Genomic DNA, 25780 nt, shown 5'->3' on the forward strand with positions numbered 1-25780 from the left:
TGAGCTACTAATCCTTTTTATTAAACTAATAGAAAATCAAATGATCCCTAACCTCAAAAACTCTTTAACTCTATTCCTTGCCATTCTCCTACTTGGGCTTCCAGAAATAAGCAATGCTCAGACTTCTATTTCCATGTCTGCGGTAGAAAGCAGGAAAGAAGTATCCATGGCTGAGGCTACAGGAAAAAGATCAGATGGTGTGTATCGCTACTATGCAAAAGGTGAAAACAAGCCCTTTACAGGAGCTCTCTTTGCCAAATACCCGAATGGCAATTACTCCTCATAGCAGGAGTATGTGAATGGTATCGGTCAGGGTAAGTGGATCAACTATTACGAAAACGGCAATTACAAGGAAATCGGTCACTATGAAGAAAATCGGGTGGAAGGCCCCATCCAAAAGTTCCATGAAAACGGCAATCTAAAAGCTGAAGGAGAGTATAAAGATTGGAGAATTCGAATTGGTGAATGGAGGTACTTCGATGAAGATGGCAAGCTTCTGTATTCGGAAGACTATGGCGAAAAAGGCAGCATTTCTGAAGTTCAGGCTTACTATGATCGCGGGGATATTTCCTACAGCTGGTACTATGATATTTTGGAGAAGAATGGATTTGAGCTGCGCTGAGTCTTAAGTTGGACCCCTTTGGCTTTTAAGCAGAAGACTTTTACTTAAAAATTGGCTACAAAACCATCGGAGAAATCAGAGAATATATAAAAGGACACAGAAGAATATAGTGTTAAAATATACTAGTGAAATAGAATTGAAGCTAGACTTGTTTGGCATCCTACTTGTTCGATGTTGTCTACACAAATTTTAGCAAATTGAAACCTACCTATTCAAGCATAGTAACTTTGATTGTTTCCTTATCAATCTTATTAATCAGCTCTTTCACCTGTTCTGAAAATGATAATGATTTATCAGTAAATATCACTGTCAATGAGGCCCACAAGGAGATATCAGTGGTGACTTTACCGGGAATGGCGGAAGCGGAGAACGTACTATTTCTTGGATAAATAATTTATCCACAGCAGATTATAATGCTGACATCACAGCTGAATTTCCAGGTAAATTTCAGATGATCGTGAGGGATGATGCTGGAATGATCGTGCTGGATAGAAGTATAGAGGGGGGTAGAGAGCCAAACAGTATTTATGGGGTGACTTCACCTGGCCAACCAGGAAATTGGACAGTAACCATTCTTCTAACTTCCTTCATTGGGGATGGAAGCTACTCGTTGAGTGAAGGAGATTAAATCTCGTATTTCAAAGCACTCATTCTTAAATTCAGGTATTCATTAACCAGTCCTTTTAGGGACATTTGATGTTCTTCAACTTGTGAGGAATCGGTAATCATACTCATCACAAAATGGCGATCTAGTGCCAGTAAAAGAGGAAGATTAAACTTTCGAAATGTACCCTGAGCCATTCCCTTCTGATAGACTTTTTCAAAATTTGCTAAGAGGCTATTGATGAAGTTTTCCACTATCCCCCAACTTTCGGGAAAGTATTTCTGTATTTGTTCCAAAAACTGAATTGATATTCCCTCCAGTCCTTCACTGATTTTGAAAAGCATAGACCTGAATACTTTTTCCATATCCTCTCCTTCTATAGCTTCAGGAGAAACTAGAAAGGACATGTCTTCTAGGTACAAAATAATAGAGGTCTGATAGATTTCTTCCTTGGTGGAGAAATAGGAGTAAATGGTGCTTTTGCTTTTGCCCATAAGGGCAACCAACTCATCTAAAGTCAGATTCTCAATATCCTTATCCTGTAATAACGGAATTAAGCCCTTCACCCATTTTTTGGCTTTCTTGGTAAGTTCCTTTCTCTCCCGATTTAATGCCTTTCTACCCATGGCAACAAGTACTTATGAAGTCTGGAGTATAGTCTCTTTTACCTTTTTCACTCTAGGATTCATTACCGCAAACCAAAGCGGTGGAACCGTAGAAAGGATCATCATTCCAGGATAGCCTGTCGGCATCTGAGGAGATTTTTCCATATGACGGAGAATCTGGTATTTCCTGCTTGCAATAAAGTGGTGGTCAGAATGTCTGGACAGTTCAAAAAGATGCAATCGTCCTACCATATGATCCGAATTCCAGGAATGATGAGGCATTACGCGCTCGTATCTATCGCCCTTTTTATTTCTCATCAACCCATAATGTTCGATATAATTAACTGTTTCGAGTAACAAATGACCTACCAAAGCAGCAAGTAAAAAATAGCCCACCATGGAAATACCAAAGAAATACCCAATAGCTACAATGAGACCAATCTGAATCAAATGATCTGTTATCATTTGATTCTTGAGAGACCAAAAGGGAATACCCTTTCTTTTAAGTCGTTGACTTTCCAATTTCCAGGCCATGGCATAAACTCCTGTTATAGATCGAAACCAAAAGAAATAAAGTGGCTCACCAAACTTTGCTGTGGCTGGATCCTCTGGGGTGCTCACCATTTTATGATGATGAAGATTATGCTCATGCATAAAATGCATATTCAAAGAGGTCATTAGGTTGATTTTAGCTAGGCTGCGCTCCCAGGACTTCTTTCTATGCCCCAGCTCGTGACCGACATTAATTCCAATAATCCCACAGCAAAGTCCCATGGATAGAGTTCTACCTGCTTTGTCTACCAACGTCAAACCGACTTCATGCATGGAAAAGAGAAAATACAAAAGAGTAAAAAGCTGAATGGGTACCATCATATAGATTAAAATATCATAGAGCACATTATCCAGCTGAGTCGCCTCCTCACCTTTGTCGAAATTACTTCTGTCCGCAGAAATCAGAAGCTCTGACAAAGGAATCATCATGAAAATATAGACAAAGGGGAAAAACGTCACCCAACCATGAGAGTTAAAGCTTATCCAGGTCAAAATTGGAAGAATAAATCCAACAGAATATTTAAGCGCCTTTAATCCTTTCATTTCCTTTTTATTAATTTGAATAACACATAATCGAACTATTGATACAAAAATAGTTCGATAAAATTTAATTTCAAAGAGAAATTCAAAAGCTCTAATTTTAACTATGAGCCAATTTGAAAACCGATTAAAAAGCGGTCACCCGAATTCGCTGGGGGACACTGTGAAAATTGTAGAGGAGGTGTAAAAAGAACCTGTGCGATTTAAAGAGCTATTTAATTGTTTTTTCAGCGATGAGGAAGTGATCAGACTCAGGACCTCAAACTCCATGAAAAGGATTTGTAAAGAGAATAAAAGCCTTCTTCTCCCTTTTATTGATCGTTTCTTGAATGAGGTTTCAGAAATCGACCAAGCCTCTGTTCAATGGACATTATCCCAGCTTTTTGGTTCACTTCAAAAAGAAATGAGCAAAGATCAAATCTAAAAGGCCAAGAAAATAATGAAGTCCAATCTTGCTAATCATGAAGATTGGATTGTATTAACTCAGACCATTGAAACCTTGAGGAATTGGGCTAAAAAAGAGCCAAATCTAAAGGCATGGATTCTTCCACATTTGGAAAGGCTTTCACTAGATTCCAGAAAAGCAGTTTCTGGTAAAGCCAAAAAAATGAAGGACAATCTAAGCTAGATTTTCGGATTGGAACTTATGCTATACACAACGCATCCTTCACCAGTTATAAAAAATCATATCATTTTTAAGCTGAAAATTTCTAGTATTTGATAAGCAGAAGCAGTTTTTACCCTGAAAATCAATCTGTACAAAGTGTATTAATTATCAACCTTTAAACCCATCCAACACTATGAAACTATTTTCTAAAATCACCTTGGGAACGGCGACTGCAATAGTCGCAGGATTAATATCCTGTAGTCAGCCTAACCAAACCACGGAACAGTCCGTGGGTATTGATCCGGATGAGCAGCAATTATTAATTGGAGATGATATTGCCATAGCTGACACTGAATATGGAAAAGTTCAGGGCTTTATCCTTCGAGGTATTTACAATTTTCGTGGCATACCCTACGGTGATGATACAGGAGGCGAAAATCGCTTTATGCCACCCCAACCACCCAGGCCATGGACAGAGACCTACCCCGCTCTTTGGTGGGGAAATACTGCTCCACAAATAATGGATAACAGATATGCCAATACCCATTATTCCTTTGCTGATCATTGGAATTATGATGATGTGAGTGAAGACTGCCTAAAACTAAACGTTTGGACTCCTGCACTGGCAGATGGTGGAAAACGTCCAGTTCTTGTTTGGCTTCATGGCGGTGGCTTTACCAATGGAAATGGGATTGAGCAGGATGGATACAATGGTGAAAACTTAAGCCGCAAGGGTGATATTGTTTTTGTTTCCATTAACCACCGCTTAGGTCCAATCGGTTTTTCTGATCTTTCAGCGGTAGGCGATGAAAAATATGCTCACTCAGGAAATGTAGGTGCCCTCGATATGGTGGCAGCCTTAGAATGGGTCAGAGATAATATTGAGAATTTCGGAGGTGATCCAGGAAATGTAACTATCATGGGTCAGTCAGGTGGCGGCGCCAAGGTCAATATCCTTATGGGAATGCCTGAAGCTAAAGGTTTGTTTCACAAAGCAGTCCCTTTAAGTGGTTCAACCATTCAGGCACAACCTCAGGAAAATTCCCAAAAGCTGGGCGAATATGTTTTGGCGGAAGCAGGTCTACAACCTTCCGAAATCGGAAAATTACAGGAAATACCCTGGAAAGAATACCTTTTGATCGCAAACCGTGCGGCTCAAAAATTCAGAGAAGAAAATCAAATGACTGGCTTCAGAGGTGGATTTTCTCCTGTAGCAGATGGCATTCACATTCCCGAAGGTCAGTTTTTTGATGGAGAGTTATCTTCAGATATTCCTATGCTGATCAGCAGTACATTTCATGAGTGGGCTATGAGTAGAACGAGTCCTGAAATGGAGAATATTGATCGTGAGGGAGCCATTGAATCCCTATCGGGGAATATGGGCTTCAGAGCAGGCCTAGGGGACAGAGCAGAAGAAGTCTATGATGGATATGCTGCTGTATTTCCTGAGGCCAAGCCTATTGAAATCATGGCACTTATTGCGTCTAATCGTTCGGGTCTAGTTGAAACAGCAAATGCAAAGGCTAGTCAGGAAGCTCCGGTTTATGTGGCTTGGTTCGGTTGGGAACCACCTTTATATAATAACCGTATGCGTGCTTTTCATTGCCTGGACATTTCATTTTGGTTCTACAATACAGACCTCATGCTAACTCATAGCGGTGGCGGAAAACGTCCGAGAGAATTGGCAGAAAAGATGTCTGACGCCTTGCTTGCATTTATGCGAACTGGCAACCCCAATGTGCCTTCACTTCCTGAATGGCCTGAATATACCATTGAGAATGGAGAAACAATGATCCTAGACGATCAGAGTGAAGTAAAAAATGATCCCGATAGAGCAGCAAGAGCATTACTTTAAGGAAATGTTGAAATCAAGAGCTGTTTTACTGCTTATCCTTTGTGCTTTCGCTTCCTGCGCAATGAATGAAAATGGAATTAATGAAACTGTGGAGGTCACAGGAGGAACCATTGAAGGATACTTCGATGAGGAGACGTCACTTTATGTTTACAAAGGAATTCCATTTGCGGCCCCTCCTACGGAGGAATTGAGATGGAAGGCCCCTCAAGCGGTTATTCCTTGGGAAGGAAAAAAGGAAACCAAGGAATTTGGACCTAGTCCCATGCAACAGAAACCTCAACCCTTTATGTTTTGGTCATCTGAGTTTCTCATTCCAGAGGAGCCCATTAGCGAAGATTGCCTTTTCCTAAATGTTTGGACCGGTGCAAAAGATATCACAGAGAAGAGACCCGTTATGGTCTACATCTATGGCGGTGGTTTTCAATCTGGTGGAGCAGGTTGCCCAATTTATGATGGGTCAGGCATGGCCGAAAAAGGAGTGGTATTCGTAAGCATCAATTATCGAGTCGGGCCATTCGGATTCCTGGCACATCCAGATTTAACCGATGAATCGGATTATGGAGCTTCTGGAAATTATGCACTTCTTGATATGATAGCCGCCCTAAAATGGGTTCAGGAAAATATAGATTCTTTTGGTGGAGATCCCGATAATGTAACCATCGCTGGTCAGTCAGCAGGAGCTTTTAGTGTAAACTTTCTGACCGCTTCTCCTTTAGCTTCAGGACTTTTCCATAGGGCTATCGCCCAAAGCGGGGCTAGTTTTCATTCTGGCCCATTACGTGGTTCTCTAAACTTGGAAATGGCAGAAGAAATAGGAAGTTCGTTTGCAGAAAGTCTTGGAGCTGAATCCATTGAAGAAATGAGAGAACTGTCGGCCGAAGACATTCTAAATGCACCAGGAGCAAGGTTAACTCCGTTTGTGGATGGATATGTCCTCGAGGAATCAATTATGGATACTTACCAAAATCTGAATCAGAGTGATGTCCCAATGCTTATTGGCTGGAATAAAGATGATATTCTAGGCGGTGCATCACTTGACGAAAATGCCTTTCATGAAATGGTAAGCAACAGGTTTGGTGATCTTTCGGAAGACTTTTACTCGGCCTACCCTACTTCAAATGAAGAGGAAGTACGAAACACGCAATTGGAAATGAGTCGTGATGAGGCTTTCGCAATTCAAGTTTACACCTGGGGGAAAATCCAGAGTAATCTGGGTAAATCCCCTATTTACATGTATAATTTTAACAGAGGCTTACCTGCATACAATGAAGAAACCGCTTTCGGAGCATTTCACTCAGGTGAAATTGTTTACGCATATGACAATTTGCACACTTTGGATAGGCCATGGGAAGCGGTGGACCATGAGATTGCTGAAATGATGTCGGACTATTGGGTGAATTTTGCCGCTACTGGAAATCCAAATGGTGAGAATCTACCCGAATGGAAGCCATTCGAGGAAGACGAGCAATCAGTTTTAGTGTTTTCTGAGGAAACCCGCTCGGTTGAGTTGCCTATTAAGGCAAAGCTTAATTTCTGGGAAAAATTTTATCAGGCCTCAAATGAAGATTGATCAAAAATTGAATAATACTTGAATTAAGTTGCCATGAAGATTGAAGCGGCATTGATCTTTAATTCAAGCCTCAAGTTATCAAACAAAAAAGCCAGACAATTCAGAATTGTCTGGCTTTTAAATTTTTGCTAAGGGCTTGGCTTAGCTAATGATTAAGTTGAAAGTGAGGTCAAAATCTGTATCACCATCATTTGCTCCAGTAGAGCAAGTTTTAATGTCTGGCTGATGCTGAAGTCTCACTCGGAATGTACCTGTTTGAGCGCTTCCTGCGGTCCATGTAGTTTCCAAGCCTAGGTTACATCCATTTCCATCCTGGTCATTATAGTCTACAGGGTCTCCAGCATTATCAATATTTCCGTTTCCAGTTGGGTTTGCAAAAGCACCTTCAGTAAATCCGTAGAAAAGTTGATGCTCATCATCTTCTTCAGCAATCTCCTCACCAATATCTTCTGGATCTGTAGGATCCTGACGATCTAGAATTTCATAAGTCAAAATATAAGTTGCATCAGCTGCAAGTTCAATATCATCAAGCACTTGAATTGGCTGTGCTCCGATACCATCTGGATCTACCGCTCTGGCAGTAACTGTAGAATTATCTGCGGTATTAGTGAAAACCAATGTCACATCCGTAATTAGTTCAGTGGTGTTTTCTGGTTCTGGGGCATCATCATCACATGCTGTGAAGAAAAATCCAGAGCCTAGAATAAGTAGGGTAATCGATAAATAGTTTTTAAGGTTTCTCATGGTAAATTAATAGTTTAGAAGTAGCAAAGGTAATTAAAAAAAACCTAATGCATCAAGGTTGCATTTAGAAATTATAGTTAAATGTGATGAGCACGTTTCTGCCTAGATCATCGGCAAATAACCACATTTGATTGAGGTAATCTCTATAGGAAGTATTGAGCATGTTCCTTACTTCTACTTGTCCACCCAGCTTCCCTTTCTTCCATTGCCAAAGCACATTAGCCAAAAAATATCCATCTGGAGCGTCTTTCCAATCAAAAATTTCAGCATCCAGATTAAACTCTTCTTCCCCACTAAGGAGGTCATCGGGAGAAACTGTTCTTGGGGCTTGAAATTGCCTGAACGTATAAGAGGTACTCAGGATTAATTTGGATTCATCTAAATTAAGAAATGATGGGGTATCCCAAGAGATCTCAGCATTTACATTTATCGGCGGCTGATTAATCAGTGGCTCATTCCTCTCCACATTCTTAGACCAAAGAAAACTAGCCCCAAAATTACCACGTACATTTTTAGAAAATTCCCGTCGGTAAGTGATATCCGCTCCTAGAAAAAGCGCGTCTGACTGATCATAAATATAAATTGGGCCAGGGCCCCAGAAAAAAGATCCAAGACCACCTGGCCTAAGAAAAATAAAATTATCGATGTAATTCACATACCCGGTTAAGGCAAGATCATGCTCGCCTTTTCTATATCTGAATTCATTAATCCACTTCACTCCCTTTTCAGCATTGACTTCTTTATCCTGACCGGTTAGAACCCTATCGGTACTAAGCTGTCCATCCTCATCTGCTTCATATCGCCACAGCCCATATTCTATTCTAAAGCCAGCCTGGCCAAAACTGTAAAGCTCGGCCATGTTTGGTGCTCGCCACGCAGTTCCTAAGTTTGTTCTGAAATTCCATTCTGGGGAAAGATCCCTGACTATACCTAGAGTAGCGGTCAAATTGGTAAATGAGAATTCATTTGTATATATACTCTGATCACGTTCTCTACCTCTTACCGAATTAAATTCATGATCCAACCTCAGCCCCAATTCATAGGTACTCTTCCCCTTTTGTAAACTCTCTATAGCAAAGATACTTGTCCTGTAGTTATTATAATTTGGGATAAAAGGCGAAGTGCCTGTTCCTGGATTATTGTCATTATTTTGGGAGAAAAACTGGACTCCAACTGATCCGGACATTCCTCCGATCTCAGGATGATACCATTCCAATCGGTTATCTGTGGTGTATAGAGTAAGGTCAATAACAGGTAATTCAGCATTCCGTCTTACATCGAATTCTCTTCTATTATTTACCTGATAGCTAGCAAGTAGCTCAAATTTTCCTACCGACGAATACCAGTCTACCTCAGTTTTAACTAAATGATGGGATAAGTCTTGCCGGGGCTCATCTATACTGTAGGTAAAATCCCTCATTAAAATAGGTTCTTCAGCTTCAATGATCTCTGCAAATTTTTCGATAGTTCTTGCTACCGATGGACGAAGAACCCCAAGTGTTTGATCTACAAAGCTGTAATAAGCCTTGAAGTCCCATTGAGGTAAATGATACCTGAAGCCGGCGTTTGCCGAGTATTCCTCCATTCCGGTATTGTACAGAAGGTAATCTCTGGTACTTCTATCTCCGACTTTTCTAAAATTACCACCCAAATGATAGCTAAACTTCTCTTTACCCTCTCCATAAAAGGCATTTGCATTATATCCACGACCATTTGTTTGATATCCGGCAGTAACCCCTCCATAACTCTCCTGAGAAAGCCTAAGCGGGTTTCCTTCCACCACTACTACTCCACCTAAAGCTTCAGAGCCATATCGAACCCCGGCGGCTCCTTTAATGACCGAAATATTATCTGCACCGGTGATATCAATTTCAGGGGCATGCTTCGCTCCCCAATTTTGGAACCCATGCTTCACATTATTATTGATGATCAGAATTCGGTTTCCATATAGTCCATGGATCACCGGAAGCTGCACATTCGAACCAAGAGAAGTAAAAGTCACCCCTTGAACATCACCAATAGCCGAGGCCAGGGATTGATTGGTTTTAGCCGAAATGGCTGAGCGACTTAATTTTTCTGCGGTAAGGGATTCCAATCCACCAACCAATTCACTTCCTTCCACTACCACGCTTTCAAGAAGGTTTTCATCCACCGATAAATAGATCAGGTCGGCATTTTCTTCAGCTTGTCTATTTTTGAAATCGTGATGATGTATGACGGATTTATAACCTAGCAGAATCACTTCAAAATCCAGCTCGTCCTCACAAATTCCAGTTAAGGTGAAGTAACCTTCTTCGTCACTGATAGCCGAATATTTGGCCTTCCGATCTTTTATGACAGCATAGGCAAGTGGAAGACCAGATTCCTGATCTAGAACTCTCCCATTGATGACCTTATCACATTCACTCTGAGCGAATGATGACAATGCCAAGAATAATCCGAGAAATATGAAAGAAATCCTAAGCCTCATTCTATTAAAATATGTAAGGAAAATTGAGCACGCGACATTTGATGATTTTCAAGAATTAGGCTTTGATCAAATATGGCCCAAAATTATGGCATTCATTTAGTGTTTTTGCAATGAAGTTGCAAGTTTTGCAAAATTAGGGGTGATTTAAGGTATTTACAAGTTGATTTATTTAATAACTCTTTCATTGAAAACAAATGGAGCCTTTTCTCTTCCATTGAAAGATGAAAGAGACTGAAGATCAAATTTTGATTTAAAGGTTGTTAAGAGATACCCTCCATAACTTTTTGCTTAGCATATTGACGACGGTTTTTTTCAAAAACGTTAAGATCAATGCGGATATCACTTCTTACTATTGCACTTTTATTTTCTTTGCATATCAGCTTATCTGACGATGATACCTTGGAATGGATAAACGAAAACTCTATTGAAATTGAGGATTCGAATCAGAACTCAGAGTTAAAGGAATTTGATAAAGCCGTCCCAGAGCGTTTTAGCAATGCCAAAATTTTCGGCTTTGGGGAAGCCACGCATAATAGTAAAGAGTTCTTTGACCTAAAGGCCAAATTTTTTAGGTATCTGGTTGAAAATCAGGATGTTAAAACCTTTATTATGGAGGATGCTTTTCAAGCTGAAAAGGGAATAAACGAATGGATTTCAGGAGGTGAGGGAGAGAAAGAAACCATCGCAAATAATTTCCACATTGGTTTTTGGTATACAAAAGAGGTGGTGAATTTACTTTTGTGGATGCGTCTGTATAACAAAGGTAGACCTAAAGGCGAGCAGTTGAGGTTTTATGGTATGGACATTCAGTCTGGTAAAGGCTTGAATAAAGAGATACGAGATTTTGTAAAAAAGAATAATCTAGACATCGATGAAGAATTGCTTGCTATAGCAGACGATAGTTCGAATCAAGTTTTTAATTCAAACCAGGCTAGAGGTTGGGCTGAGAAACATATGCCCAAACTACGTCAAATTGAAAAATCCATAAATGAATTCAGAGATCTAAACCCTAACCAAAGGGATGAAGCGAATGTAGCTTTGCGCAGCATAAATTACCTTATCCAATTCACAAATTATGTCGAACATACTGAAACAGAAATCAGAGATTCGAGCATGTTTGAGAATGTAAAATGGATAATTGAGAACCAGACAAAAAATGGAAAAGCCTTTATCTGGGCTCATAATGAACACATCAATAAGGCGGAAATGTATTATTTGGGAAGCAGGATCAAAAACCTGGGACGACATTTAAAAGATTTTTATAAAGAGGATTATTTCAGCGTTGGTTTTGATTTTGGAGGAGGAAATCTTCGTGGATATATAAACGATAAAAAAGAAGGTGGTAAATGGAAAAATTATTATGTGCCTGAACCGATTAAAAAAACCTATGCTCAGACACTTTGGAAGGCGGATAAAGAAATCTTTTTTCTAGATATGAAAGAGGCTCTACTAACAGATCCCACTAATTTCTTTAGCACAAAGAATCGAAATATTCTGGTGGCGGCCGGAGGATATCAGCCAAAGCCTCTTCACAAGGTGATGGTAAACAAGGTTTATACGGACTTTTATGATGGACTCATTTTTGTAAAAAATGTGTCATTACCCGAGCCCATCAATTAAGTTTCTTCCAAATTTATGGTCTTAATATTTTTCAAAAAAGCGATAAGAATATATAAACAATTCAGAATATGAGTCAAATAAAGAGCCGAGCGGCAATTCTTATCCTCTTAATTCTTTTTTGTTTCTGCCAAAACCCAAAAGGAGAATCTGAGGTAACCGAAGCCACTGAACCGTTTGCAAATAGTTTTGAAATGGAAGCTTCTTCAGCCCCTAAGGCCATTACCCGAATGATTCTTGAGGATAGAAAAGGAAATATCTGGTTAAGTACTTTTGATGGGGTTTTTATGTATGAGGGTAAGGAGTTCTTTAAAGTACCTTCCAGCATTAGTAAAGCACGATTTTTCTCAGTTCTGGAAGACCGGAAGGGAAACATTTGGTTTGGGACCATTGGAGAGGGAGTTTTTAAATTCGATGGCAATGGTTTTGAGAATATCACCAACCGTGATGGACTAGCCAGCAATGAAATCACTTCCATCTATGAAGATGGCAATGGACATATCTGGTTTGGTGGAAATGGTGGGTTTAGCATTTTCGATGGACAGTCTTTTAAAAACTTTATCCTTGAAAAGGATCAAATAGTTGAGGACCCTAACCTCAAACCTAAAATCATCCCAAACCCAACTGATTTTAATAATAGATCGATTAATGAAGTAAACTCCATAATCGAAGATCGAAATGGCCTTTTTTGGATAGCGACGCGAGGAAGTACTTACACTTATGACCGAGTAGAATTCAAAAAAGTGGAACATGAAGATGGACCATTTTCAAATGTGAGATGGATTATGGAAGATCAGTCTGGTGATGTTTGGCTTGTTGGTCAGTCTGGAGTGTGGAGATATTCCAAGGATAGTTTCACTAGAATAGTTGAAAACTTCACTGGATACATTTTTCAAAGCAGAGAAGGTCATATCTATATCAGCACAAATTTGGGAAATGATGAAGGTTGGGGTCTTTTAAAAATCGATCAAAGCCGCCTGAATGACTCTGTCCCGGAAGTTGATATTATAAGTTCGGGTCTTGGAATGGCTTTTGGGATAGAAGAGGCTGAAGATGGCCTAATTTGGTTTGGGACCCTTCAAGGCATTAGGCAGTATAATCCAAGCCAGAAAACCCAATAAACATAGGCTGATTTTATTCCATTCTTATGTTTTCAAATCATCATCAAATGAAATTTATTTCTCTTTGCTTTTTGGTAATCAGTTTTACCAATCATGGTTTTTCTCAGCAAAACGAAGAAATTTTTGATTTCGAATTTGAAGGAAGCACCTTAAACGGGATAATTAATTATCCCGAAAATGCTGAAACAAAGGGATTGGTGATGATAGTCCATGGGGCAGGTTGCCCAAATTCAGTAGGCACGAATCTCCATGGTGATATCAGGAAAACTATCAATCAGGCTGGATACACCACCTACATGTATGATAAAAAGGGCTGCGGCAACAGTGAAGGGGTTTTTGACTATAATCAGCCTGTAGACAATAGCGCAGAAGAAGTGATTATCGCAATTAAAGCTTTGCAAGCAGCAGGTATTGCAGGCACCAAGAATATCGGGCTTTGGGGAATCAGTCGGGCAGGCTGGATCAATCCTATCGTCATCTCAAAATATAAGGATATCGCCTTTTGGATAACTGTCAGTGGAGTAGACGATAAAGAAAACTTCAATTATCTATTTCGCGAAAATTTAAGGATTGAAGGCTACCCTACTGACTCTATTGAACTTCTGGTGAACGAATTGGAGAAAGGGGTCAGACTCACACACTCAGGCGCCCGTTTTGAAGAGTATTTGAAAGCAACCCAGAATTTGAGGAAAAACCCATTCTTGAACAGATTCAATGGAGGGTTTCAAATAACGGAAGCAGGGTACTACGAGTACCAAAAAGAGTTTATGAAAAAGGAACTGGATGAGAATACAGGATTGGAGATTTACATTCCGAATTTTGAACAGATTCTATCCGATGTCCATTGTCCGGTCCTCGCCATTTTTGGTGAAATGGATATGAATGTCAATTGGAAGAAAACAGAAGCCCTATACTCTCGGACTATTCCAAGTAATCAGCTCACAATTCGAAGTTTTCCAAATTGCAATCATAATATTTTTCAGACTAAGACAGGAGCCTTTTATGAATTTGAAGATACCCAAAAGGAATACATCCGATGTGATGGATACCTGGAAACTCTCTACAACTGGCTTAAGCAAATAGATTAGAAAATGGGTATTAAACCTATGATCTACAGCTGTCGGTTTTGACTTCTGATTCCTCATGTCTTGGTAATTTTCGCGATTACTGTGACCTTTGTACTCCCATGAAAGAATCAACCCAGGCACAATACGAAACTCAAACTGCCGCAGAAATTCGCCTTGCTGAATTCCTTGCCGAGCAAATCAGAAATTCTGTTACTTATTTTGGTTATCCAGAGATTCCACAGAATAATGACCTTGCGATTTTAGGGGTCAGTGGCTTAGCCAAACTACACCTCAATAATGCTGGTGATCCTTCCATTCATGGCAATTCCAAAATGCACACCAAAGAATTCGAAAAGGAAGTTTTGGCTTTTGTTGCGGAGTTATATGGACTCCAGGATCATTGGGGATATATCACCAGTGGCGGAACGGAGGGAAACCTGTATGGGATGTACATGGGTAGGGATTACTTTAATATTCAGGGTAAAATTCCCTATTTTTTATTTTCAGAATCGAGTCATTATTCCATTCCTAAGAATGCTCACCTTCTTGGCTTAAACCATAAGCAGGTCTCGAGTCAAGACTCTGGAGAGATGGACTACAAGCATCTCAAAACGGTCATCACTGAAATTCATTCTTCAGAAGAAAATTACGGTTTGATCATTAACCTGAACATTGGAACCACCATGACCGGGGCCATGGATCAGCTGAGTGCAGTCCGCAATATTCTGGATGATCTAGGCATAGCTGATGAAAACATCTTTTTACATGCCGACGCTGCTCTTATGGGGTTTCTTTATCCATTTCTTGAGATTAAAGAAGATCTTTTCAAAAATGGTTTGAACAGTATAGCCATCTCAGGACACAAGTTTCCCGGAACTATCCACCCATGTGGCGTATTTCTTTCCTCCCAATCTCTGCAGGACAAAATATTCAAGGAATCAAGCTGGGTTCCTTACCTGGAAGTGAATGATACCACCATCAGCGGCTCAAGAAATGGCTTTCTGGGGATTAACTTCTGGTACATCGTAAAGAAAAAAGGTAAACAAGGTTTTAGGCAAGAGACGGAGACTTGTATTAAAAATGCAACTTACCTCTACGATCAATTGAAATCAATGGATTATCCTGATGTTGGGTATAATCCTCATCAGATCATTGTCACCTTCAAAAAACCAGTGGAATCGATAGTTAAAAAATACCAACTGGCCACTCAGGAGGACAAAGCGCATGTGGTGGTCATGCAACACATAAACCGCCACAAGATTGATGAATTTTGCGAAGAGCTTAAAGGTACTTTTTAAGGGTTCGCCCTTATCTGCTTCTCATCCTTTGGTAGGGAAATACAACAGTTGATTCATTACCGTCTTTTCCTACAGCAGCCACACCGAAATAATAATTGTCAATGACAATGCCTTCCAAGGTGTGTGCATTCACACCTGATACATAGACAAAATTATCCCATGTAGGAGAAGTGGTCAGTCTGAAATAGATTTTATAACCCGCAATATTTGGATCATCGCTCTCATCCCAAGCCAAGGTGGTGGATGGACGAACAGCTCCTCCTATTCTTACATTGGTTGGTGCAGGTGGAGCCCATGCCAGACCAGCAAGAGAAATGGCATTCACTGAAGTAAGTTTCTCGGCATAGTCAAAATTCACACCCTCAATTACGTCTCCGTATTCTATTCCATCTTCAACTCGGATATCCTGGTGCTGGCGGTTATAATTTTCATGTGCTTCCATAATTCTGACACCAGCAAAACCCAAGTCATTGAAGGGACGATGGTGACCTCCACGACCAAAACGATCGAGCCTATAAATCATCATAGGATTCATTTCAGGCATGTAGGTTTTTACTTGCTTATGAATATATCTTGCCAGCTGTCTGGAAATTCCATCTACTTCACCTCCAGTAAACCTTCTCGCTCTCCTCTCCTGCTCTGTTTCATTAGCAGGTGTTGGTTCTGAGAAAATCCTAAAGGTCCGGTTATCAATCACCCCATCTACTCCCTCGATATTTCCGATCATATCATTATTCAGGATACCCACTATGTTCCAATCCTGTCTTCGGGAATATTGGGCTAGGCCCTGTCCACCAAAAAGACCCTGCTCCTCCCCGGAAAGCCCAACGAAAACAATGCTATGCTTGAATTTATATTTGGACAAAACCCTAGCAGCTTCAATGGTGCCCGCCATTCCCGAGGCATTATCATTTGCTCCTGGAGCATCGATGGTATAGTTCATTGTGTCCGAGGCTCTGGAATCGATATCGCCTGACATGATTACATGGGAATTCGGATAATCAGTGCCTCTTAAAATTGCCACCACATTAACTACATAAGCATCCTTGGGAACTCTGGCATTTCCTTCTGCGGTTACGAGATCCTTTTGGTAAAACACTTCAAGACAGCCTCCGCAGTCAGCGGAGATCTTATCAAACTCCGCCTTTATCCATCTTCTGGCGGCTCCAATACCTCGGGTATCAGAAACAGTATCTGAAAAAGTATTTCTCGTTCCGAAACCTGCCAATCTTCTAATGTCTGCCTCTATTCGTTCTGAGGATGTATTTTGAATAATGTCATAAATGCGTGTATCAATTTGTGGAGGCGCCTCTTGGGCAAAGCTAATACTCGCAAAAACAAAGATGAAAATGGGTGTAAGGAGTCTTGATAATCTCATTGGATGATTTTTAGGAACCGGAAAATAAAAGAAGATATTCGAGGGTAAAAAGGAAAGTTTATGAACGGATGGTGGGTTATTGGTAAATTGGTTGATTAGGGATTAGGAGACTATGAAATAAAGAGATTTGAAGACGAAGACATTGAACCCAAAACCAACTACCTTCAACCAAGAGGACAAGAGATAAGCGCCAACCATTAACAAAGTTTTCATCTTAAAAACTATATTGTTTCCAGATTTTATCAACCACCAAACCATTATGAAGAAAAAATTATTACTCTCATCCATGTTTTTACTCGTATTCAATATGGGGGTAAAAGCACAGGATGAAATAAAGGAAGCCGTTCAGGCGAACATTGACGAGAGCTTCGAAGCTCTGACTAATCTCTCGGATCAAATCTGGGCTTTTGAAGAAATAGCTTTTCAAGAAACTCAGTCCGCTGCAGCGCTTTCTGATTATGCGGAGAGCCTTGGGTTCAAGGTCACTCGGGGAGTAGCTGAAATTCCCACTGCTTTTGTAGCAGAATATGGAAGTGGAAGTCCAGTCATCGGGATTCTAGGTGAATTTGATGCTTTGCCAGGCTTGTCCCAAAACAAAGTTCCTTACAAAAGCCCATTGAATGAAGGGGCTCCGGGACATGGCTGTGGTCATAACCTATTTGGTGTGGCTTCCTTAGGCGCCGCCGCTGCTATCAAAGAACAAATTGAAAATGGTGAACTGCAGGGTACAATTCGATTCTATGGAACTCCAGCAGAGGAAAAGTTCTTCGGTAAGCTCTGGATGGTGAGAGCAGGTTTATTTGACGATGTGGACGTGGTCATGGATTGGCACCCCGGTGCTGAGACAAAAACAGCGGTACAAAAAGGATTAGCACTAATCGACTTCCAGGTAGAATTTACAGGACAAGCGGCACATGCATCCTCAGATCCCTGGAATGGCAGAAGCGCAGGTGACGCCTTGGAGCTATACACCACAGGTATCAATTATTACCGTGAACACGTGAAACCAACCGTCAGAATCCATTATCATATTCAAACGGCCGGTGAGGTGGTGAATGTAGTCCCTGACTACTCCAGAATCTGGGTAAGAGTGCGTGATAGCAGCCGAGAAGGACTTATTCCAGTGTATGAGCGTATTCAAGCAATGGCTGAAGGAGCTGCGATTATGGCAAACGTAGATTACAAAGTAAACCTGATATCAGGTGTTCATGAGGTTTTGATAAATAGAACGGGATCTGCGGCTATGCAGAAAAACCTTGAGACATTAGGATCCATTTCTTACACCGAGGAAGAACAGGATTTCGCTCGAAAAATTCAGGAGGCTACAGGAAAACCTCAAATTGGATTGGTTTCTAAGATTGAACCCATGGAAGAAACTCAGGAACATAGCATGGGAGGAAGTACTGATGTAGGAGATGTCAGCTGGGTGGTGCCAACTATCCGACTTCGGGCGACCACAGCACCAAATGGAACACCCTGGCATTCTTGGGCAGTGGTAGCTGCGGGAGGTATGTCTATTGGGCATAAAGGCATGGCCTATGCAGCCAAAGCATTATCTATGACCATGGTAGATCTATTTACAAACCCTGAGCTAGTTGCCGAAGTGAGAAAAGAATTTATAGAGAAAAAAGGAGATTATGTGTACAAGGGATTTGTTCCGGATGGACCACCCCCTATTAATTCTGATCTTCAATAAGAAAAAAAGTCGAGCCAACAGGTTCGACTTTTTTATGCAATTTTCCCTTCAGAATAAAGGTCATAAGCAGCCACTAATGCCTGACGACCATAAGATTCACCAAGCCGTTCATATTCGGCAATTTCATCCCTTGTCTCTGCAAATTTCGGAAGATAGTCCTGCTCCCCTTCATCCCAAATAACCAAAAGAAAAGCATAAGAAATCTTACTCTCTCTCCCCTGTTCTAACCAGGATTCAAATATGGATTCATCTAGAGGTTTGGGGTAATCCCGGCTATCAAACATGGAGAAATTTTGTGTTCTTGTTTGCATCAAATTTAGAGCCTTCTGAATTTATATCCACGATTCTTTAGTTTTTGAATTAGCTCTTGCAATCGAAAATAAAATTTATCACTTCGCTTTGAGTCTGTTCCAGTATGAAGAAGCAAAATAAAGCCATTCAGCCCATTTGAACTTTGTGATTCAAAATTGAGAATACTTTGGATAATGGTTTCAGAATCGACATATCTTTCATCCATATCAGGTGTGGTATAATCCGCATTTGATCGTGTACCCGGACTGAAATTAATAAGTTTAAGTCCTTCCTTACTAGTCCATAGGCTTATCGAATCATTATACCATTCGTATGGAGGCATGAAGAATGACGCCTGGTCTTTTTCTATTCCAAAATCCTTCATCACCCTGTAATTCATTCTAATATCTTCCACAAATTCCTCTCGACTTACCAAAAGTGAATCTCTATTTTCCCAAGCAGCATAAAGCAAATGTTTGTCGGAATGGGCACCAAGGTAATGATCGCTTCTAATCAGTGAGTGGATACCAGATGTATACTTAGAATTTCTGTAAAAATCTCCCGTGAAGAAAAAACTAGCCCTTACATTTTCAATTTCCAGGGTTCGTTGAATGGTATCTAATCCCTCACCAAAATCTCCTCCAGTAAAAACAAGGTAGATTTCCTTTTTCGTAGTGTCCATTCTAATGATACCACCGTAGCTTTTAATGCAATTCTCTTGACCCACACAACCAAGGGAAACTAGGAAGAAGAAAAAACTAATGATTTGGATTCTCATTTTGTCCAATTATCTTTTGAATTCACCCGGTTTACAAATGCCAGCCTTTATGAAACACTTAATTGTAATTCTTTTTTTGAGTTCAATTCTTCGAATTTCTTTTGGTCAAGATATTTATGTCAGAATCAATCAAAATGGCTACAAACCTGGAGAGAAGGTTTCTGCCATAATTCTTTCAAAGAAAAAACTTAATGGAACCTTCGTCATCCAAAATGACGAAAAGGAACAAAAAATAAAACCACAACGAATCGAAAAAGGACTCTGGGGAAACTTTGATTATCAATACGAATTGAATTTCACCGCCGGTCCTTCAGGAGTTTATGAGTTTCTGTATTCTGATGAAATAGTTAGTGAGATAATCATAACTAAAAAACCATATAGTCCTTATTTAAACGATTTAGTAACTTTTATGCAGCAACAGCGATGCGGCTACAATCCGTATTTTGGTGTGGTATGCCATCAAAATGATGGGAAATTATTTTATTCCCCAGTTCCTGATTCCACATTCTATGATTTCAGCGGCGGATGGCATGATGCTGGAGACCAACTGAAATATTTAATCACTTCGTCTAATGCCACAGCTAGAATGCTCATGGCTTATCAAATGGCTCCAGAGAAGTTTGTGGATTCTGTAGATCATTTGGGTCATGGATTCCCTAATGAAATTCCTGATGTGCTTGATGAAGCGAAATGGGGTTTGGATTGGTTATTGAAATTGCATCCTAGGGAGGATTGGCTCATTCATCAAGTGGCAGATGACAGAGATCACCGAGGATTCAAATTTCCTCATTTGGACAATGCCAACTACGGTTGGGGTGAGAATTCTTATCGTGCGGCTTACTTTGCAACCGGTGAGCCGCAAGGGCTAGGAGAATGGAAAAGTGAGGCCACTGGAATAGCCAACCTCGCTGGTCGCACGGCCGCTGCCCTGGCCCTTGGTGCACAGGTATGGCAAAACCTAGATGAATCTTTTGCCTTGAAACTGAAAAAGGCTGCTAAGGAACTTTACGAAATGGGAAGGAAACAACCTGGCTTTCAACAAGGAAATTCTTTTGGGGCACCTTATCGCTATGGAGAGAATTCTTGGGAAGATGATATGGAATGGGCAGGAGCTGAACTTTTTAAGCTTACAGCAGAATCACGGTATTTAAATGAAGCAATAGAATATGCCTACATGATAAAGGATGATGGGGCATTAGCACGCGATAGCATTGCGCACTATGAGAAGTACCCGTTTATGAATATGGGGCATTTTTCTCTGCATGAAGTGGCTCCTGATACTGTTAAAACCCAACTTGAGAAATGGTATAAATCCAATCTGGATAAAATTGAAGAAAGAGCAAAAAGGAATGTCTATCGCATAGGAACTCCTTTTATTTGGTGCTCAAACAACCTCATGGTGAATTACATAACCCAGGCAATTTTGTATGAAAAAATGAGTGGAGATAAAACTTATCGGGAATCAATGCATCGTCACCGGGATTGGCTTCTGGGAAGAAATCCCTGGGGAACCAGTATGTATACGGGCATACCTATAGGAGGTGAAGTACCGGATAATGTTCATTTACCCTCAGTTGCATTAATTAATGACACTCCAAACGGTGGATTAATTGATGGCCCTATTTATCAAAGTATTTACAAATCATTATTAGGGCTGACTTTAAAAAATCCCGATGAATTTGCCGAGTTCCAAAATGACTATGTAACCTATCATGATGACATTGGAGATTATTCAACGAATGAACCAACGATGGATGGTACAGCAGATTCAATTTTGATGTGGGTGCTGATTGACCAATAAAAAAGGGGCTCCAAATAGAGCCCCTCTTTAAAAGCTGATATCAATTATTTTAAATCGAATCGATCTGCGTTCATTACTTTGGTCCATGCAGAAATAAAGTCATTGACAAACTTTTCCTCGGCATCAGAAGCAGCATAAACTTCAGCTACCGCTCTGAGCTCAGAGTTAGAACCAAATATCAAATCCACTCTGGTACCTGTCCATTTAAAGTCACCTGACTTTCTATCCGAACCAATGAAAGCATGCTTACCGCTATCTGCAGGAACCCACTGGATACCTAAATCAAGCACATTCTTGAAGAAGTCATTGGTCAAAGCGCCTGGCTTCTCGGTGAACACACCATGAGAAGAACCATCATAGTTAGTGCCAATTACTCGCATACCACCCACTAGGGCAGTCATCTCTGGAGCAGTTAATCCTAGCAATTGAGCTTTGTCAACAAGCATTTCTTCCGCAGAAGCACTGTGCTTAGGTTTGAAGTAATTTCTGAAGCCATCAGCTGCTGGCTCAAGCGCTGCAAAAGATTCTACATCTGTTTTCTCCTGACTTGCGTCAGTTCTACCAGGTGTAAATGGAACCGTTACAGTATGACCAGCCTTTTTAGCAGCCATTTCAATTCCTACACTTCCACCTAAAACTATCAAGTCCGCAAGAGATACTTTCTTTGCTCCGCTGGATGCATTGAAGTCTGACTGGATTCCTTCGAAAACACCCAATACTTTTCCTAGTTGCTCAGGATTATTTACTTCCCAATATTTCTGAGGTGAAAGTCTTACTCTGGCACCATTAGCACCTCCTCTATAATCAGAACCTCTGTAAGTAGAAGCAGATGCCCAAGCGGTTGAAACTAATTCACTTGATGTCAGGCCTGAATCCGCAATTTTTGCTTTCAATGTAGCAATATCTGCCTCATCAATCATCTCATAATCAGCTGCAGGAATTGGGTCTTGCCAAAGCAATTCCTCTTCTGGAACCTCAGGTCCAAGGAACCTTGAAGTTGGTCCCATATCTCTGTGAGTCAACTTATACCAAGCTCTCGCAAAAGCATCAGCAAACTCATCTGGGTTCTCATAGAATCTCCTGGAGATCTTAGCATATTTTGGATCTTCCTTCAGAGAAATATCAGTAGTCAACATGAAAGGTGCGTGCTTCTTGTTTGGATCAAAAGCATCAGGTACAGTACCTTCACCTGCTCCACCTTTTGGTCTCCACTGCCAAGCTCCACCTGGACCTTTGTAAACTTCCCAATCATAATTGAAAAGATTTTCAAAGTAGTTGTTACTCCACTTAGTTGGGGTGGTAGTCCAAGCTCCTTCTAATCCAGAAGTAATGGTATCCTCAGAGTGGCCTTTTCCGAAAGAATTTTTCCATCCTGTTCCCATTTCTTCGATTGAAGCACCTTCTGGTTCAGCACCCACATATTTATCAGGATCAGCTGCTCCGTGAGTTTTTCCGAATGTATGTCCACCAGCAATTAGGGCTACTGTTTCCTCATCATTCATGGCCATTCTTCCGAAGGTTTCACGAATATCATGAGCTGCCGCCACTGGATCGGGACGTCCTTCAGGTCCTTCTGGGTTTACGTAAATCAAACCCATATGAGACGCTCCAAGAGGATTTTCTAGCTCTCTGTCTCCACTATATCTTTCCTTATCACCGAGCCACTCACCTTCAGACCCCCAGTAAATATCTTCCTCTGGCTCATAGACGTCTTCTCGGCCTCCGGCAAAGCCAAACGTTTTGAAGTCCATGGTTTCTAATGCAACGTTTCCTGCAAGAATCAAAAGATCTGCCCAAGAAAGCTTTTTGCCATACTTTTGTTTGATTGGCCAAAGCAGCAATCTTGCCTTGTCAAGGTTTTGGTTATCAGGCCAGCTATTAAGCGGCGCAAATCTTTGAGTGCCGGTACCGCCACCTCCTCGACCGTCAGCTATACGGTAAGTTCCCGCAGCATGCCAAGTCATTCTAATGAAAAATGGCCCATAATGTCCATAATCTGCTGGCCACCAATCCTGAGAATCAGTCATTAGTTTAGCCAGATCTTTTTTCACTCCTTCGTAATCAAGAGTTTTAAATTCTTCAGCATAATTAAAGTCTTTACCCATAGGGTTTACTTTTTCAGAATGCTGACGAAGAATGTTTAGGTTCAATTGGTTTGGCCACCAATCCGTATTTCGGGTTCCGCGACCTGCACCTTTACTAATGCTACCCCCGATGTAAGGGCACTTTGAGGCATCACCGTTCATGCCTGGATGAGATCCATTTTGTGAGTTGTCCATTTTTAATCGTTTTTAGATTTTAACTTCAGTGTGAAGTTAATGAATACAAAAGTTATAAAGTTTAAAATTCAATAGATAATAACTATGACTCTTATCAATTCTTTGATAGAAATTAGAGATCAAGCCAAGCGGTTATCATCCTTGGGTTAGCAACTTTCTCAGTTTGAGATGGTTCAAAATAGCAAAATTGATATTCTTCTTCTTTGAAACATCTTGAACAATTTAATAAACCAAATTTACTTTTCCGTGTATCAAAACTCACATTTAAAGTATCACACCTGTTTACTGTATCCTCATTAAGACATTTTTATTTATTTTCCATTTCAAATTCACTTCAATGACAAAAACCACCCTAATCCTACTCGCAATTTTCTCGCTTCCTTTGCTCGGTATTGCTCAGGAAAAGACCGATAAACAACAAGTCGAGGCACTAATTCAAAATTCCTTTGATGAGCTCTTTTCAGATTTTAATTCAGAAAAAACAAGTGACTATTACACAGAGGATTTTCTTCTTTTAGAGCTTGGGGAAATTTGGTCCTTGGAGATGGTCACAGAATATTTTGACCAGGCTAAATCAAACCCAAACCGTACCACCCGCCTGAATAAATTTGAATTTATAAAAACAGTAATCGACGGAGATCGGGCATGGACTTCTTACTGGAATTGGGCTACTTTTAAACAAGGAGAAAAAGTAGTTCGAGAACTTAAATGGCTGGAAAGTGCAACGGCTGTTCGAACTGAAGAAGGCTGGCGACTCGATATGCTTCATTCTACGAGGGTGGAAGAAAACGAAGACTAAGAAGTGCAGAAGGACGATACTTCTTTATCCAGAAATTTAGGACTTTTAGGACTGATGGCAACGGGTGTATGCTCCATGATCGGAGCATCTATCTATGTCATCCCCTTTATGATTCAAAGGAATGTACCGGGAATCGGACCCTTTGTTCTTCCAGCGTTTTTACTCGCATCTATTCCAGCCATTTTTGCTGCTATATCTTATGCGGCCTTGTCAACGGCAATGCCAAGGGCCGGTGGGTCTTACTTGTACGCCAGCCGTTCTTTAAATCCATATTTGGGCTTTATCGCCAGTTTTTCCCAATGGTTCGGCTTATCTGTAGTCATCGGAGTTATTTCCTATGTCGTAATTCCATTCTTTAGGGACTTCTTTTTTGCACTTGGTTGGGAAAATCTCGCTCAAACTCTAGAAATAGGCGGTGTTCGTATGACTCTTGCACTTCTGATATTATGGGCTTTCGCCGCTGTGAATATGCTTGGTATAAATTTTTACCAGCGGACTTTAATACCTCTTATGATTTTAATGTTTGGTCTGGGAGGATTGGTAATTATTTCAGGGTTTAGCTTTAATCATGCAGATTTTAACCAAGCCATTTCCGACTTCCAAATCCCAATTATTTTTGAGACCTCAGGCACCTTTAACATCTGGACATTTATGGCTGCTTCGGCCTTGCTCTTTTCTAGTTTTATAGGTTTTGATGCCATCGCTCAGGCAGGCGGAGAAGCCAAAAACCCAACAAAAAATCTCCCACGAGCCATCTGGCTGGCCATTATCGTTGTTGGGACTTTCTACTTTGTATTTACGCTGGCAGTTTATCATGCTGTGCCTTGGGAGTTTGTTGCTTCAGAAGCTCAAAACAAAGATTTAACAGCCGCAAGCTTGCTCAGTTATTTGCTACCCAACTGGCTTTCTGCAGTGATTTTATTTGGTGCTGGCATCGCTCTGCTTAATGATCTGCCAGCCATGATACTTTCAGTTTCCAGGTTAGTTTTTTCCTGGTCAGAAGACGGCATTTTCCCTGAATTTATTTCAAGGATAAATCCCAAGACCAAGGCTCCTGTCCGAGCCATCATATTAAGTACTTCTGTGTCCACTATTGGAATTTTGGGAAGCCATTTTGCAGGGGATTTCTTTCTTGGAATAGACATTATGGTTACTGCTATGCTGGTAAATTTCCTGTTTATGTGCCTATCCCTTTTATTCTTGCCAAAAACAAATCCAGAACTTGCGGAAAAGCAAACTATCATAAAAGGCAAAAGTGCGAGAGCCCTTGTTGGGAGTATAGGAAGTCTATTCCTGATATGTTTTCTCCTGATTCATACATTTAAGGATTTAAGTTCAGAAACCACCCACTGGTACTTTCACTCTACCTACGTTTATGGAATAGTCATTTCTTTAGCGAGCCTCACCTTTTACTTTCGCTGGAGGAATCTCAAAAAAAATGACCTGGACCTGAGAAACAAGTTTAAAACCCTACCGGAACACTGAA

General features: G+C 40.6%; 24 protein-coding genes. 16 read left to right on the forward strand and 8 right to left on the reverse strand.

The window, feature by feature from the left end; translation table 11 throughout:
- Nucleotides 1-40: 40 nt before the first annotated feature.
- The 4 genes from QVH07_RS10245 to QVH07_RS10260 all read left to right on the forward strand — a co-directional run bounded on the left by QVH07_RS10245 (nucleotide 41) and on the right by QVH07_RS10260 (nucleotide 1250).
- Entirely contained in the window at nucleotides 41-286 is a 246-nt protein-coding gene (locus tag QVH07_RS10245; protein ID WP_290000132.1) for a hypothetical protein, read from the forward strand.
- A 9-nt stretch (nucleotides 287-295) separates the two neighbouring features.
- Nucleotides 296-622: a toxin-antitoxin system YwqK family antitoxin gene (locus QVH07_RS10250; RefSeq protein WP_290000133.1), complete on the forward strand. Its 327-nt coding sequence runs from the start codon at nucleotides 296-298 to the stop codon at nucleotides 620-622.
- 197 nt (nucleotides 623-819) lie between these two features.
- Nucleotides 820-1011: a hypothetical protein gene (locus QVH07_RS10255; RefSeq protein ID WP_290000134.1), complete on the forward strand. Its 192-nt coding sequence runs from the start codon at nucleotides 820-822 to the stop codon at nucleotides 1009-1011.
- A 62-nt stretch (nucleotides 1012-1073) separates the two neighbouring features.
- Nucleotides 1074-1250: a hypothetical protein gene (locus QVH07_RS10260; protein WP_290000135.1), complete on the forward strand. Its 177-nt coding sequence runs from the start codon at nucleotides 1074-1076 to the stop codon at nucleotides 1248-1250.
- Here the strand turns inward: QVH07_RS10260 and QVH07_RS10265 are convergent.
- Nucleotides 1247-1852, reverse strand: coding sequence for a TetR/AcrR family transcriptional regulator (locus tag QVH07_RS10265; protein ID WP_290000136.1), 606 nt, complete (start codon nucleotides 1850-1852; stop codon nucleotides 1247-1249). The two genes, QVH07_RS10260 and QVH07_RS10265, sit on opposite strands and share 4 nt — an antisense overlap.
- Before the next feature lie 12 nt (nucleotides 1853-1864).
- A complete protein-coding gene (locus QVH07_RS10270; RefSeq protein WP_290000138.1) occupies nucleotides 1865-2926 on the reverse strand; it encodes an alkane 1-monooxygenase in 1062 nt (353 codons plus the stop codon).
- A 265-nt stretch (nucleotides 2927-3191) separates the two neighbouring features.
- Between QVH07_RS10270 and QVH07_RS10275 the strand changes: the two genes are divergently transcribed.
- The 4 genes from QVH07_RS10275 (at nucleotide 3192) to QVH07_RS10290 (ending at nucleotide 6955) form a co-directional block, all read left to right on the forward strand.
- Entirely contained in the window at nucleotides 3192-3347 is a 156-nt protein-coding gene (locus QVH07_RS10275; RefSeq protein WP_290000140.1) for a hypothetical protein, read from the forward strand.
- Nucleotides 3348-3362: 15 nt separating this feature from the next.
- Complete coding sequence (locus QVH07_RS10280) at nucleotides 3363-3551, forward strand: hypothetical protein (RefSeq protein WP_290000141.1); 189 nt, start codon at nucleotides 3363-3365, stop codon at nucleotides 3549-3551.
- A 172-nt stretch (nucleotides 3552-3723) separates the two neighbouring features.
- A complete protein-coding gene (locus tag QVH07_RS10285; RefSeq protein ID WP_290000143.1) occupies nucleotides 3724-5385 on the forward strand; it encodes a carboxylesterase/lipase family protein in 1662 nt (553 codons plus the stop codon).
- Nucleotides 5351-6955 carry a carboxylesterase/lipase family protein gene (locus QVH07_RS10290; RefSeq protein ID WP_290000145.1) on the forward strand — a complete coding sequence of 535 codons (1605 nt, stop codon included), beginning with the start codon at nucleotides 5351-5353 and terminating at the stop codon, nucleotides 6953-6955. Before QVH07_RS10285 ends, QVH07_RS10290 begins: the two co-directional genes overlap by 35 nt.
- A 141-nt stretch (nucleotides 6956-7096) precedes the next feature.
- On the opposite strand, the gene QVH07_RS10295 is transcribed toward QVH07_RS10290, so the two are convergent.
- Together QVH07_RS10295 and QVH07_RS10300 are read right to left on the reverse strand one after the other, a co-directional pair.
- Entirely contained in the window at nucleotides 7097-7699 is a 603-nt protein-coding gene (locus QVH07_RS10295; RefSeq protein WP_290000147.1) for a hypothetical protein, read from the reverse strand.
- Nucleotides 7700-7763: 64 nt separating this feature from the next.
- The gene (locus QVH07_RS10300) at nucleotides 7764-10169 is read right to left on the reverse strand and encodes a TonB-dependent receptor (RefSeq protein ID WP_290000149.1); all 2406 of its coding nucleotides are present in this window, start codon (nucleotides 10167-10169) and stop codon (nucleotides 7764-7766) included.
- A gap of 330 nt (nucleotides 10170-10499) precedes the next feature.
- On the opposite strand from QVH07_RS10300, the gene QVH07_RS10305 reads away from it, so the two are divergent.
- The 4 genes from QVH07_RS10305 (at nucleotide 10500) to QVH07_RS10320 (ending at nucleotide 15272) form a co-directional block, all read left to right on the forward strand.
- On the forward strand, nucleotides 10500-11789 hold the full coding sequence (locus QVH07_RS10305) for an erythromycin esterase family protein (protein WP_290000151.1): 1290 nt from the start codon (nucleotides 10500-10502) through the stop codon (nucleotides 11787-11789).
- A 68-nt stretch (nucleotides 11790-11857) separates the two neighbouring features.
- Nucleotides 11858-12907 (forward strand): ligand-binding sensor domain-containing protein, encoded by a 1050-nt coding sequence (locus tag QVH07_RS10310; RefSeq protein WP_290000154.1) that lies wholly within the window; start codon nucleotides 11858-11860, stop codon nucleotides 12905-12907.
- 47 nt (nucleotides 12908-12954) lie between these two features.
- Complete coding sequence (locus QVH07_RS10315) at nucleotides 12955-13995, forward strand: alpha/beta hydrolase family protein (RefSeq protein ID WP_290000156.1); 1041 nt, start codon at nucleotides 12955-12957, stop codon at nucleotides 13993-13995.
- A gap of 98 nt (nucleotides 13996-14093) precedes the next feature.
- Entirely contained in the window at nucleotides 14094-15272 is a 1179-nt protein-coding gene (locus tag QVH07_RS10320; protein WP_290000158.1) for a histidine decarboxylase, read from the forward strand.
- Between the two features lie 10 nt (nucleotides 15273-15282).
- On the opposite strand, the gene QVH07_RS10325 is transcribed toward QVH07_RS10320, so the two are convergent.
- Complete coding sequence (locus tag QVH07_RS10325; RefSeq protein WP_290000159.1) at nucleotides 15283-16650, reverse strand: M28 family peptidase; 1368 nt, start codon at nucleotides 16648-16650, stop codon at nucleotides 15283-15285.
- Between the two features lie 259 nt (nucleotides 16651-16909).
- Here QVH07_RS10325 and QVH07_RS10330 point away from each other — a divergent pair, with 259 nt between their 5' ends.
- On the forward strand, nucleotides 16910-18346 hold the full coding sequence (locus QVH07_RS10330; protein WP_290000161.1) for an amidohydrolase: 1437 nt from the start codon (nucleotides 16910-16912) through the stop codon (nucleotides 18344-18346).
- Nucleotides 18347-18378: 32 nt separating this feature from the next.
- Here the strand turns inward: QVH07_RS10330 and QVH07_RS10335 are convergent, their stop codons facing one another.
- Both QVH07_RS10335 and QVH07_RS10340 read right to left on the reverse strand, forming a co-directional pair.
- Nucleotides 18379-18657 carry a hypothetical protein gene (locus QVH07_RS10335; RefSeq protein WP_353890987.1) on the reverse strand — a complete coding sequence of 93 codons (279 nt, stop codon included), beginning with the start codon at nucleotides 18655-18657 and terminating at the stop codon, nucleotides 18379-18381.
- Between the two features lie 5 nt (nucleotides 18658-18662).
- A complete protein-coding gene (locus QVH07_RS10340) occupies nucleotides 18663-19415 on the reverse strand; it encodes a polysaccharide deacetylase family protein (RefSeq protein ID WP_290000164.1) in 753 nt (250 codons plus the stop codon).
- 49 nt (nucleotides 19416-19464) lie between these two features.
- Here QVH07_RS10340 and QVH07_RS10345 point away from each other — a divergent pair, with 49 nt between their 5' ends.
- On the forward strand, nucleotides 19465-21216 hold the full coding sequence (locus QVH07_RS10345) for a glycoside hydrolase family 9 protein (RefSeq protein WP_290000165.1): 1752 nt from the start codon (nucleotides 19465-19467) through the stop codon (nucleotides 21214-21216).
- 44 nt (nucleotides 21217-21260) lie between these two features.
- Here QVH07_RS10345 and katG read toward each other — a convergent pair whose 3' ends face one another.
- Nucleotides 21261-23462: a catalase/peroxidase HPI gene (gene katG, locus QVH07_RS10350; RefSeq protein ID WP_435367062.1), complete on the reverse strand. Its 2202-nt coding sequence runs from the start codon at nucleotides 23460-23462 to the stop codon at nucleotides 21261-21263.
- Between the two features lie 370 nt (nucleotides 23463-23832).
- Here katG and QVH07_RS10355 point away from each other — a divergent pair, with 370 nt between their 5' ends.
- Both QVH07_RS10355 and QVH07_RS10360 read left to right on the forward strand, forming a co-directional pair.
- Entirely contained in the window at nucleotides 23833-24294 is a 462-nt protein-coding gene (locus QVH07_RS10355; RefSeq protein WP_290000167.1) for a DUF4440 domain-containing protein, read from the forward strand.
- A 3-nt stretch (nucleotides 24295-24297) separates the two neighbouring features.
- Entirely contained in the window at nucleotides 24298-25779 is a 1482-nt protein-coding gene (locus tag QVH07_RS10360) for an APC family permease (protein WP_290000169.1), read from the forward strand.
- Nucleotide 25780: the final 1 nt, after the last annotated feature.

Origin of the sequence: Algoriphagus sediminis (genome assembly GCF_030403435.1) — a bacterium.
Classification (GTDB): domain Bacteria; phylum Bacteroidota; class Bacteroidia; order Cytophagales; family Cyclobacteriaceae; genus Algoriphagus; species Algoriphagus sediminis.